At 58.3% G+C, this 11608-nt stretch carries 9 protein-coding genes; 4 read left to right on the top strand and 5 right to left on the bottom strand.

Annotation, left to right across the window (positions count from 1 at the left end; translation table 11 throughout):
- Positions 1-7: 7 nt before the first annotated feature.
- From AC4IHP_RS16165 to AC4IHP_RS16180, 4 genes are all read right to left on the bottom strand, one after another.
- Positions 8-1426 carry an OprD family porin gene (locus AC4IHP_RS16165; protein WP_460123949.1) on the bottom strand — a complete coding sequence of 473 codons (1419 nt, stop codon included), beginning with the start codon at positions 1424-1426 and terminating at the stop codon, positions 8-10.
- A 176-nt stretch (positions 1427-1602) separates the two neighbouring features.
- Complete coding sequence (locus tag AC4IHP_RS16170; RefSeq protein ID WP_490832153.1) at positions 1603-3201, bottom strand: ABC transporter substrate-binding protein; 1599 nt, start codon at positions 3199-3201, stop codon at positions 1603-1605.
- Positions 3202-3502: 301 nt separating this feature from the next.
- Positions 3503-5128 carry an ABC transporter substrate-binding protein gene (locus AC4IHP_RS16175; RefSeq protein ID WP_076565826.1) on the bottom strand — a complete coding sequence of 542 codons (1626 nt, stop codon included), beginning with the start codon at positions 5126-5128 and terminating at the stop codon, positions 3503-3505.
- A 746-nt stretch (positions 5129-5874) separates the two neighbouring features.
- The gene (locus tag AC4IHP_RS16180) at positions 5875-6072 is read right to left on the bottom strand and encodes a hypothetical protein (RefSeq protein ID WP_490832154.1); all 198 of its coding nucleotides are present in this window, start codon (positions 6070-6072) and stop codon (positions 5875-5877) included.
- A 303-nt stretch (positions 6073-6375) separates the two neighbouring features.
- Between AC4IHP_RS16180 and AC4IHP_RS16185 the strand changes: the two genes are divergently transcribed.
- Positions 6376-6738, top strand: coding sequence for a DUF6124 family protein (locus AC4IHP_RS16185; protein ID WP_460123955.1), 363 nt, complete (start codon positions 6376-6378; stop codon positions 6736-6738).
- A 168-nt stretch (positions 6739-6906) separates the two neighbouring features.
- Here the strand turns inward: AC4IHP_RS16185 and AC4IHP_RS16190 are convergent, their stop codons facing one another.
- Positions 6907-7623 (bottom strand): SIMPL domain-containing protein, encoded by a 717-nt coding sequence (locus AC4IHP_RS16190; protein WP_137215511.1) that lies wholly within the window; start codon positions 7621-7623, stop codon positions 6907-6909.
- Positions 7624-7872: 249 nt separating this feature from the next.
- Here AC4IHP_RS16190 and AC4IHP_RS16195 point away from each other — a divergent pair, with 249 nt between their 5' ends.
- The 3 genes from AC4IHP_RS16195 (at position 7873) to AC4IHP_RS16205 (ending at position 11512) form a co-directional block, all read left to right on the top strand.
- Positions 7873-9135, top strand: a complete 1263-nt coding sequence (locus AC4IHP_RS16195; protein ID WP_460123961.1) for an ATP-binding protein — start codon at positions 7873-7875, stop codon at positions 9133-9135.
- Positions 9128-9688, top strand: coding sequence for a response regulator transcription factor (locus AC4IHP_RS16200; RefSeq protein WP_003221630.1), 561 nt, complete (start codon positions 9128-9130; stop codon positions 9686-9688). The genes AC4IHP_RS16195 and AC4IHP_RS16200 overlap by 8 nt, the downstream gene beginning before the upstream one ends.
- Before the next feature lie 96 nt (positions 9689-9784).
- Positions 9785-11512: an ABC transporter ATP-binding protein/permease gene (locus AC4IHP_RS16205; protein WP_460123964.1), complete on the top strand. Its 1728-nt coding sequence runs from the start codon at positions 9785-9787 to the stop codon at positions 11510-11512.
- The last annotated feature ends 96 nt before the right edge of the window (positions 11513-11608 follow it).

Consider the following 11608-nt stretch of genomic DNA (forward strand, 5'->3'; position numbering starts at 1 on the left):
GGCGTTTTTACAGAATGTTGAACGGGATGGTGGTTACGAGACGGAACTCGTTGATGCTGCCGTCCAGCTGATTATCACTGGCACGGTGCGCAGTGTAGGTGGCGCGGATGGCCGTGGCTTTGAGCGGACCACTTTGAACCGCGTAAGCAGCACCGATTCCGTATTCGTAGTGATGTTCGCCGTCCATCGCCAGCACGCTGTCATAAGCGCCGCCTTTATAGTGGGTACCGTCGATGCCCCAGCCACGAGCGCTGTAGACGTTGAACTTCAAGCCAGGCACGCCATATTCAGCCATGTTCAGACCGTAAGCGACCTGGAAGGATTTCTCGTTCGGGCCGTTGAAGTCCGAGAGCAGGGAGTTGGCCAGGTAAATACCGTTGGTTTCGTGCAGGTAGTCGAAGTACTCGTTACCGTTAATTTCCTGGTACGAGAACGTCAGGCTATGGGCCTGGTGAGTCAGACCCAGGGACAGCGAGTACGTATCGTTGTCGATGTCACCCAGCTTGGCTTTACCTTCATCCACGGTCTTGTAGTAGTTCAGGCCGGTGGTCAGGCTCAGAATCTGGCTGTCGCCCAGTTCGTGGGTGGCGCCGAAGTAGTACTGTTTCCACATGTCTTCAGCTTGAGTGGCCCACAAGCTGGTTTTCAGGCTGGCAAACGGCTGATACGAAATACCAGCGGTGTTGACGTGATCAATTTCAATGATCGAATCAGCGTATTCGGAACGGAACTTGCGCTGGCTTTCTTCTGTACGCGGCGAGTTCTGATCGAACGTCGCGATGTCGAAGGTCAGGTTTTCCAGCTCTTCACTGTGCAGGCTGACGCCTTGAAAGCTCGAAGGCAGGGGACGGTTGCCTATCACGTCAACCATCGGGCTGCTGAAGTTCTGGCGGCCAGCGGTCAGGGTGGTATTGGAAACCCGAGCTTTGACGTTAGCCAGGCCCAGTTTGCTCCATTGGCCTTCAGCGTCACCGCCGTTACGGGTCAGTGTACGGTTGTTGCCTGGGCGCTCGAGACCGGCTTCCGGAGCGCCGCCGTTGCCGGATGCAAGGTTTTTGCGATCACGCTCCAGCGCAATGGCGTTGTACAGCGCAACTTCGGTGCTGATACCGACAGTACCTTCGGTGAACCCGGAGTTGTACTTGACGATGGTCCCCTGTACCCAGTTGATGCGGCGGTCAGTGGTTTGCAGCGTGTCGTTGTGTTTATAGCGGAATTTGGCGCCACGCTTGAGTTCTTCGTTGGCGTACCAGTTACGCGTCGATCCAGTAATCGATTGACCTTCCAGAAAGCCGGTGGCCTCAGCCTGGGCGCTTTTGGTGTTGACGGTCACCGGAGTGAACGCCTGGCTTTGGGTTTCCGCATAAGCCGTGGCGGTGATGCTGCTGATGGCCAGGGCCAGTATCGCGGTGCTGCTCAGTTTCATGGGTGAAGCTCCTTTACTTTCTTTTTATCCCGGCTTTTTTTGGTATGCCGGTTATTGGTTTAGAACTCGTTCACACATCGCAAACGTTTGCAAAAAGCCGGATTGGCGAATTTCGGCAAAGCGCTTGCGTGAGGGGAGTAGACGGCTCCCCTCAGCATTGCGGCTAATTGGTTGGTTTAATCGATACTGACACCCGAGAACACGTTGCGGCCGAACGGGCTGACTTTGAACCCTTCGACCCGGGTGCTTAACGGCTGGTTGACCGTCGAGTGGGCGACAGGCGTGATCGGCACTTGCTGTTTAAGCAATTGCTGGGCCTGTTTATAAAGCACGGTGCGCTGGTCGCGGTCGGTGACGACCTTGGCCTGTTTGATCAGCTTGTCGTAAGCCGGGTCGCACCACATGGAGTAGTTGTTGCCGCCGATGGCGTCGCAGCTGTACAGCGTGCCCAGCCAGTTGTCCGGGTCCCCATTGTCGCCGGTCCAGCCGATCAGGCTGACGTCGTGCTCGCCGTTCTTGGTGCGCTTGATGTACTCGCCCCATTCGTAGCTGACGATCTTCACTTTCAGGCCGATCTTGGCCCAGTCGGACTGGAGCATTTCGGCCATCAGTTTGGCGTTCGGGTTGTATGGACGCTGCACCGGCATTGCCCACAGGGTGATCTCGGTGCCTTCTTTCACGCCGGCAGCCTTGAGCAGTTCCTTGGCTTTTTCCGGGTTGTAGGCGGCGTCCTTGATGGTGTCGTCGTAGGACCACTGGGTCGGTGGCATGGCGTTGACGGCCAGTTGCCCGGCGCCTTGATAAACAGCGTTGAGAATCCCCTGTTTATTCACCGCCATGTCCAGCGCCTGACGCACTTCCAGTTGATCGAACGGCTTGTGGCGCACGTTGTAGGCGATGTAGCCGAGGTTGAAGCCCGGCTTGGAAATCAGTTGCAGTTTCGGGTCGGCCTTCAGCGCTTCAACATCGGCAGGACGCGGGTGCAGGGTGATCTGGCATTCGCCAGCCTTGAGCTTCTGCACGCGTACCGAAGCGTCGGTATTGATCGCAAAAATCAGGTTCTTCAGCTTGACCCGGCTCGGATCCCAGTACTGCGGGTTGCCGGTATAGCGGATGTTCGAGTCTTTCTGATAGCTCTTGAATACGAACGGCCCAGTGCCGATCGGCTTCTGGTTGATGTCGCTCGGCTTGCCGTCGGCCAGCAGCTTGTCGGCGTATTCGGCCGACAGAATCGAAGCGAAGCTCATCGCGATGTTCTGGATGAACGCGGCATCGACACTGTTGAGCGTGAACTCCACGGTCAGCGGCCCGGTCTTCTCGACCTTGGCAATGTTCTTGTTCAGGCTCATCCCGTTGAAGTACGGAAACTCGGTGGGGTAGGCCTTGCGGAACGGCTGTTGTGCATCGAGCATGCGATTGAACGTGAACAACACGTCGTCCGCGTTGAAATCGCGGCTCGGCTTGAAGTAAGGGGTCGTGTGAAATTTCACGCCTTCACGCAGGTGAAAGGTGTATTTCAGGCCATCTTCGGAAATGTCCCATTTGGTCGCCAGGCCCGGTACGACATTGGTCGCGCCTTTTTCGAACTCGACCAGGCGGTTGTACAGCGGCTCGGCGGCGTCGTTATCGGTGGCCGTTGTGTATTGCGCGGTATCGAAACCCGCCGGGCTGCCTTCCGAGCAAAACACCAGGCTGTCGCTGGCGGCATAGCTTGCAGACGTGGCGGCCAACAGGCCGGCGCCCAACAGTGCGGAAAAAACCAAGGTATGGCGCATGACGCTCCCTCTTTTTTAGTGTTGTGCAATGCGCCTGAGCCCCTATCCCGGGGCTTATGGGGCGCATTGAGCTCAATCCAATACGTAAAGCAAAACCGGTGGCCCACGCAGACACTGGTCAGTACGCGACGGTAGGCACCGTGCCTCTGGCAGTAAATACGTAATTGCCTTAATGCTCGTAGGAAAAGTCGACGCGCCTATACCGAAGCAATCATCTGCGGCGGATTTGGGTGTAGGCCTTTTCCTTTTTTCCCGGTAGATAAAGCAACGGCGACGTCAGAAACGCCGCCGTTGCAATGTCTTACTTGCTGACGCTGACGCCGTAGAAGGAATTCAGGCCAAATGGGCTGATCTTGAAATCCTGCACGTTGGCGCGCATGGGTTGATACACCGTCGAGTGAGCGATAGGTGTCATTGGAACTGCATCTTTGAGTACGTGTTGCGCCTGTTTGTACAGCTCGGTGCGCTTGCCCTGGTCGGTGGTGCGTTTGGCTTCTTTCACCAGGCCGTCGAACTTCTTGTCGCACCACTTGGAGAAGTTGTTGCCGCTCAGCGAGTCGCAGCCGAACAGAACGTTGAGCCAGTTGTCCGGATCACCATTGTCACCGCTCCAGCCAATGATCATGGCCTGGTTCTCGCCACCTTTGGAGCGCTTGATGTACTCGCCCCACTCGTAGCTGGTGATCTTCACTTTCAAGCCGATCTTGGCCCAGTCGGACTGGAGCATTTCCGCCATCAGTTTGGCGTTCGGGTTGTACGGACGCTGCACCGGCATCGCCCACAGGACGATCTCGGTACCTTCCTTGACGCCGGCTTCCTTGAGCAGCTGTTTGGCTTTCTCAGGGTCGTACTTGGCATCCTTGATGGTGGTGTCGTAGGACCACTGGGTCGGCGGCATGGCGTTAACGGCCAGTTGGCCCGCGCCCTGGTAAACCGAATCGATGATCTGCGGCTTGTTCACGGCCATGTCCAGCGCCTGACGCACGCGCAGGTCAGCCAGCGGGTTGGCCTCGTTGCTGCCCTTGACCTTGTCCATCACGTTGTAGGCGATGTAGCCCAAGTTGAAGCCAGCCTGATCCGGCATCTTCAGCGACTTGTCTTCTTTCAGCGCTTTCAGATCGGCCGGACGCGGGAACAGGGTGACCTGGCACTCGTTCTTCTTCAGCTTCTGGATACGCACCGACGGGTCGGTGGTGATGGCGAAGATCAGGTTGTCGATCTTCACGTCTTCAGGCTTCCAGTAATCCTTGTTGCCGGTGTAACGGATGTTCGAGTCTTTCTGGTAGCTCTTGAACACGAACGGGCCAGTGCCGATCGGCTTCTGGTTGATGTCGGCGGGTTTGCCATCCTTGAGCAATTGGGCCGCGTATTCGGCGGACTGCACGGACGCGAAGCTCATGGCCATGTTCTGGATGAACGCGGCGTCGACTTCTTTCAGAGTGAACTTGACGGTGTGGTCGTCGACTTTATCGATCTTGGTGATGTTGGTGTCCATCCCCATGTCGGTGAAGTACGGGAATTCGGTCGGGTACGCCTTACGGAACGGATCGTCCTTGTTGATCATGCGGTTGAAAGTAAACAGCACGTCGTCGGCGTTGAATTCACGAGTCGGCTTGAAATACGGGGTGGTGTGGAACTTGACGCCTTCACGCAGGTGGAAGGTGTAAGTCAGGCCATCGTCGGAAATGTCCCATTTGGTCGCCAGACCAGGAATCACGGCGGTCCCGCCGCGCTCGAACTGGGTCAGGCGGTTGAACATGGTTTCGGCTGAGGCGTCGAAGTCGGTTCCGGTGGTGTACTGGCCTGGATCAAAACCGGCCGGGCTCCCTTCGGAGCAGAACACCAGGTTAGTCGCAGCGGTGGCGAAAGGTGCGGAGGCTAACAAGCCTGCGCCGACTAGAAACGGAATGACCGCGTGTTTAAGCATGTTGGCCTCATGATTTGTTGTCATTTTTTAGTTGTGAGGTACGACCTCGTGAGTCGTGCCTGCGGATACTTATGCAGGCCCCATACCCAATGCAAGATCCAGAGCGGTCGGCGGCGTTAAACGGTGGCACGAACGTACCTTAATGTCGCATCCGTATAACTTTTGACGCATTTGACCGTTTGCGAGTGGTTTTTAAGGTGCATTCGGGGCACTGAAATGGTGCGTCAGTCATGTTGTGTGCGCTTGGGTGGGGCTTGGTGTTACTTATTTATACCCTTGGGGATGGGCGGGGTTGAGGGGGTTTTGGGGGTGGAGCTGGATGGGGTGGATTGGGGCGGGGATTGGGGAGTTTTACTTGGTGCAACTGGGTGTTTCGATTGGTGGCACCTTGGCGGCCTTTGGGCCGACCAGGGTGTTGGTTGGTTTGGGTGAATATCCGTTTCTGCGGGTGTTGCGGATTGCGGTTCCGCCCTTACGGCGGGTCACCTTTTTCAAACGCCGGAGTGCCGGCCCAGCAAAAAGGTAACCGAAAAGGCTTGCTCCTGCGTTCGGCCCTCGCAGGCTCGGGTTCCTTCGCTCCGGGACTGATCCGGGCGCAGCGGCTACGGTTTGCTTCGCTGCACCTCCTTGCGCTGTGTACGACTGCGTCGTACGGTCGCTGCGCTCCCACGCCCGGATCAATCCCTCCACTCAGCCTTCCGACGTCGCCGGTGGATCAAGATCAAAAGCTTTACTCGAGCTAACGCTCATCGGGTGTAGGAGCTGCCGAAGGCTGCGATCTTTTGCTTTTGCTTTTCTGTGGGAGCGAGCCTGCTCGCGAAGGCGGCCTGACAGCCGACCTGTTTCTTGAGGTTGTGCTCGATCCAATTGTAGGAGTGAGCCTGCTCGCGATGATGCACGTCCAGGCCCCCGAGGGCTGGAATTTGTTTAATTGCGATGCCCAATAACCCGAACCTTCCCACAAGGTTTTCAGGTTGTCCGTCGGACGTGCGCTCTCTAGGCTTGGGTCGTCGCTGGTTGTTCAGCGATCGGGTGTGAGAACCCGACATTCATAGTCATTCAGTGCCCAGATCCGCATAATTGCCGCCAGCAAGTTTGCTGCCTGCAAGTGCGTTATGGCGGCTCTGTGCGGGCGGGCTTATGTCCGGCCGGGTGCCTATGACCGGTTTCTCACCCCGCACAAAGCTGCCACCTCTTTGCCGTGTGAGAAACGGCATCGAGATGGCTCAACCTCATAGGTGAAGCGCATGAGCAAACCAGTCCCCGACCCACCCGAAGAAACCCCAACCCCCCTCGAAGCCGCGCTGCGTGCCGACGATCTCGCGAAGAACCGCGAAGCCATCAAGCGTGCCCTCGATTTCTATCTCTGCCCTCCACCCAGCAAACCGCATCTACCCAGCACGATGTTTCTGGTCCAGCCCGACATCGACACCGAAAGCCTGCTCGCCCATGCCTGCGAATCCCTCGCTTCAGCCAACACCCTGGCCGGCGATTTCGCCGATCAGCTTGGTAGGCCGCAGCGTAATACGGCGCTGGCGATTCAGCAGATCATCATGCTGGCGGAGCTGGCGGTGAATCGGGCGCTGGATCGGGTTGATCCGCACGCTTGAGATCGCGTCATTGTTCTTCGCGAGCAGGCTCGCTCCCACATTCAAATGCGTTCAACCTGTGGGAGCGAGCCTGCTCGCGAAGCGGTGGATCATTCACTACAAAACCTGGACGCAAAAAAACCGGCAACCATTTAGTGATTGCCGGTTCTTCATTCCGCCAAGCTCAAATCACTGCATCAACACTTCAATCGAGCCATCAGCGGTCATGCTGACCTGGCTGGTGCCGGCTTCGACTTCGGGCGTCACCGGCGCGGAATCCATGGCTGCAGCTTTCATCATCATCGGTGCGCGCAGGTACGGTTGTGGGTAACCGTTGCTGTTGAGGTTCAGGTTGACGATTTTGTAGCCCTTGCCGCCCAGTGCATCGGTGGCCAGTTGTGCGCGGGTCTTGAAGGCGGTGACGGCTTCTTTGAGCAACTGGTCTTCGCTGGCCTTGCGGGTCGGGTCGGCGATGGCGAAGTCCATGCCGCCCATTTTCAGCTCGGTCAATAGCTCGCCGGTGAGTTTGGACAGGGCGGCGAAGTCGGTGCTTTCCAGGCGCAGTTCGGCGCGTTCGCGCCAGCCGGTGATCTTCTGGCCTTTGGTGTCGTAGATCGGATAGCTGTTGCGGCTGCCCGTGCGCAGGGTGATGTCTTTGACTTGCTTGGCCTGGGCGGTGGCCTTGTTCATGGTGGTGCTGATGGCGGCGGCGAGTTTGGCCGGGTCGGTGTTCTGCTCTTCGGTGTAGAGCGTCACGATCATCTGGTCGCGGGCCACTTCCTGGCTGACTTCGGCGCGCAGGGAAATCTGGTTGTAGTGCAGCTCATCGGCGGCCAGTGCCGGGAGGCTGGCGACGCTGCCGACGGTCAGGGCGAGGAGGGCGGCGCTGCGGCGAAATGTGTGCATGAAGGCTCCTTGAATGAGGCGCAGGTGATGGGTCGCGGCCTGCGTGAACCATCAGACTCCAGAAAGCAGCGGCAAGTTGCAAGTCTCAAGCCGCAAGCCAAAAGCTTTTACTTGCAGCTTGCAGCTTGCAGCTTGCAGCTCGAAACTTGCAGCTTTTGCGGTGTGGTCGTTTGCCGCACTTTCGCCTCTGAACCCCGCGCCTTGGTTATACTCCGTGCGATCCGCCTGGAGCGCTCATCAGGAGAGCTCATGCTCGCCCCCGTACAACTGACTTCCGCCACTCGCCAGAACCTCTGGCGGCTGACTTTCATCCGCACCCTGGTGCTCGCCGCGCAGGCCGGGTCCGTGGGTCTGGCGTACTGGCTGCAATTGTTGCCGTTGCCGTGGGTGCAATTGGCGATGACCTTGGGCTGCTCGATTCTGCTCTGCGTGTTCACTGCCGTGCGCCTGCGCACATCGTGGCCGGTGACCGAGCTCGAATACGCGCTGCAACTGGCCTGCGATCTGGTGATTCACAGTGCGCTGCTGTATTTCTCCGGCGGCTCGACGAACCCTTTTGTTTCCTATTATCTGGTGCCGCTGACCATCGCGGCGGTGACGTTGCCGTGGCGTTATTCGGTGATTCTGTCGGGCATCGCGCTGGCGCTGTATACGCTGATGTTGACGCGTTTCTATCCGCTGGAAACCTTGCCGGTCGCCCGTGAGAATCTGCAGATCTACGGCATGTGGCTGAGCTTCGCCCTGGCTGCTGCGGTGATCACCTTCTTCGCTGCGCGCATGGCTGAAGAGCTGCGCAGGCAGGAAGAGTTGCGCGCGATCCGCCGCGAAGAAGGTCTGCGCGATCAGCAGTTGCTCGCCGTTGCGACCCAGGCCGCCGGGGCGGCGCATGAGTTGGGTACGCCACTGGCGACCATGAGTGTGTTGCTCAAGGAAATGCAGCAGGACCACCCCGACCCAATGTTGCAGGACGATCTGAAGGTGCTGCAGGACCAAGTCAAATTGTGCAAGGAAACCTTGCAGCAATTGGTCCGCGCCGCCGAGGCCAACCGGCGTCTGGCGGTGGAGATGCAGGACGTTACCGATTGGCTCGACGAGGCGTTGAACCGTTGGCACCTGATGCGGCCGGAGGCCAGTTATCGCTTCCAGCGTCTCGGCCAGGGCACGGTGCCGCGCATGGCGCCGCCGCCGGATCTGACTCAGGCGCTGCTTAACTTGCTGAACAATGCTGCTGACGCCTGCCCGGAAAACCTCCAGGTCACGCTCGATTGGGACGCAGAGACTTTGACGATCAGCATTCGCGATCACGGCGCCGGTGTGCCGCTGGCCATCGCCGAGCAGATCGGCAAACCGTTTTTTACCACCAAGGGCAAAGGTTTCGGCCTGGGCCTGTTTTTGAGCAAGGCCAGCGTGACACGCGCCGGCGGCTCAGTGAAACTCTATAGTCATGAGGAAGGCGGCACGCTCACCGAGCTGCGCCTGCCCCACGGCGCCCGAGGAGACCAACATGAGTGACGAAATTCAAGTCGAAGGCGAAGAACTGCCGCATCTGCTGCTGGTCGACGACGACGCGACCTTCACCCGCGTCATGGCCCGCGCCATGGCGCGCCGTGGCTTTCGCGTCAGCACCGCCGGGTCCGCTGAAGAAGGCCTGACCATCGCCCAGGCCGATCTGCCGGATTACGCCGCGCTGGATCTGAAAATGGACGGCGACTCCGGTCTGGTCCTGCTGCCCAAGCTGCTGGAACTCGATCCGGAAATGCGCGTGGTGATTCTCACCGGTTATTCGAGCATTGCCACAGCGGTGGAGGCGATCAAGCGTGGCGCCTGCAACTACCTGTGCAAACCTGCCGATGCCGACGACGTGCTGGCTGCGCTGCTGTCCGAGCACGCCGACCTCGACAGTCTGGTGCCGGAAAACCCGATGTCGGTCGATCGCCTGCAATGGGAGCACATCCAGCGTGTGCTCACCGAGCACGAAGGCAACATTTCCGCCACGGCCCGCGCGCTGGGCATGCACCGCCGCACCCTGCAACGCAAACTGCAGAAGCGTCCGGTTCGTCGCTGAACCTGCGCTGAACGACTATCGCCAGCCCTCGCGATAAATCGCGCCGATCATCTATGATCGGCGCGTGTCCGTTCTTTTTACTATCGAGCCTTATCCATGAATCAGAACGCTGAATATTCCGCGGTCAACGATGCTGTGCGCGGGCAGTTTTTTCGCAAAGTCTGGGCGATGACCACGCCTTACTGGCGCAGCGAAGAGAAGGGCAAGGCCTGGACGTTGCTGATTGCCGTGATCGCGCTGACGCTGTTCAGCGTATGGATCGCGGTGTGGTTAAACAGTTGGTACAAGGATTTCTATAACGCCCTGCAGAAAAAGGATGAAGCAGCGTTCTGGCAGTTGATCCTGTACTTCTGCGGTATTGCCGCTGTGGCGATTCTCGCGGCGGTGTATCGCCAGTATCTGACGCAGATGCTGACCATTCGCTGGCGGGCGTGGCTGACCGAAAAGCATTTCACCCGTTGGCTTGAACACAAGAATTACTACCAACTGGAGCAGGGCGGTTATACCGATAACCCGGACCAGCGAATCTCCGAAGACCTTAATAAATTCACGGCGAACACGCTGGCGCTTGGCTTGGGCCTGATCCGCACGGTCGTCAGTCTGGTGTCGTTCTCGATCATCCTGTGGGGCGTCTCCGGCAGCATTGAAGTGTTCGGTTTTACCATTCCCGGCTACATGTTCTGGTGTGCACTGGTCTACGCGGCGGTCGGTAGTTGGCTGACGCATTTGATCGGCCGACGCCTGATCGGCTTGAACAACAACCAGCAGCGTTTCGAAGCCGACTTGCGTTTTTCGATGGTGCGGGTGCGCGAGAACGCTGAAAGCATCGCTTTGTACAACGGCGAGCCGAATGAAAACCGGCGCTTGAGCAATCGTTTCGGGCTGGTCTGGCATAACTTCTGGGACATCATGCGCGTGTCCAAGCGCCTGACGTTCTTCACTTCGGGCTATGGGCAGATCGCGATCATTTTCCCGTTCATTGTTGCGGCGCCACGGTATTTCAGCGGCAAGATCGAGCTGGGTGAGCTGATGCAAATCAACTCGGCGTTCGGCAATGTGCAGGAGAATTTCAGTTGGTTCATCAGTGCTTACCAGGATCTGGCGGAGTGGCGCGCCACTTGCGATCGTCTCCTGAGTTTCCGCAATGCCATGAGCAACAACGAGGAGCGGGTGCCCGCCATCGATGTGCAGAATCGGGGCAGCGAATTGCAGGTGCACGACCTTGGCCTGGATCTGGCCGATGGACGTCATTTGCTGACCAACGCTGATATGACCGTGGAGCCGGGTGAGCGCGTGATGCTCAGCGGCCGTTCCGGCAGCGGCAAGTCGACATTGCTGCGGGCGATGGGGCATTTGTGGCCGGCGGGTCACGGCAATATTCGTTTGCCGGCGGCGCGCTATCTGTTCCTGCCGCAGAAGCCTTATCTGCCCATCGGTACATTGCGTGAAGCGCTGAGTTATCCACAGCCGGGTGACACCTACGCGCCGGAGCGTTATGCACAGGTCTTGGAAACCTGCCGTTTGCCTCACTTGGTTGGGCGGCTGGATGAGGCCAATCACTGGCAGCGCATGCTCTCTCCGGGCGAGCAGCAACGCTTGGCCTTCGCCCGTGCGCTTCTCTATGCACCGCAATGGCTGTACATGGACGAAGCCACTTCGGCAATGGATGAAGAAGACGAGGCAACGTTGTATCAGGCGTTGATCGATGAGATTCCGGGCTTGAGCATTGTCAGCGTCGGTCACCGAAGCAGTTTGAAACGATTCCATCCACGGCATGTGCGGATCGACAGCGGTCGTCTGGTCGAACAGGCCATAACTGTCTGATCACTCACCTGTGGGAGCGAGCCCTGGTCTCTTATACACATCTCCGAGCCCACGAGACAGTGTTGCACATCTGGTATGCCGTCTTCTGCTTGAAAA

The organism is Pseudomonas sp. UF-293, assembly GCF_058245595.1.

What these genes read in the sequence shown, in the direction of transcription:
- AC4IHP_RS16165 (WP_460123949.1), bottom strand. Translation starts at nt 1,426, where the DNA reads ATGAAACTGAGCAGCACCGCGATACTGGCCCTGGCCATCAGCAGCATC.
- AC4IHP_RS16170 (WP_490832153.1), bottom strand. Translation starts at nt 3,201, where the DNA reads ATGCGCCATACCTTGGTTTTTTCCGCACTGTTGGGCGCCGGCCTGTTG.
- AC4IHP_RS16175 (WP_076565826.1), bottom strand. Translation starts at nt 5,128, where the DNA reads ATGCTTAAACACGCGGTCATTCCGTTTCTAGTCGGCGCAGGCTTGTTA.
- AC4IHP_RS16185 (WP_460123955.1), top strand. Translation starts at nt 6,376, where the DNA reads ATGAGCAAACCAGTCCCCGACCCACCCGAAGAAACCCCAACCCCCCTC.
- AC4IHP_RS16190 (WP_137215511.1), bottom strand. Translation starts at nt 7,623, where the DNA reads ATGCACACATTTCGCCGCAGCGCCGCCCTCCTCGCCCTGACCGTCGGC.
- AC4IHP_RS16195 (WP_460123961.1), top strand. Translation starts at nt 7,873, where the DNA reads ATGCTCGCCCCCGTACAACTGACTTCCGCCACTCGCCAGAACCTCTGG.
- AC4IHP_RS16200 (WP_003221630.1), top strand. Translation starts at nt 9,128, where the DNA reads ATGAGTGACGAAATTCAAGTCGAAGGCGAAGAACTGCCGCATCTGCTG.
- AC4IHP_RS16205 (WP_460123964.1), top strand. Translation starts at nt 9,785, where the DNA reads ATGAATCAGAACGCTGAATATTCCGCGGTCAACGATGCTGTGCGCGGG.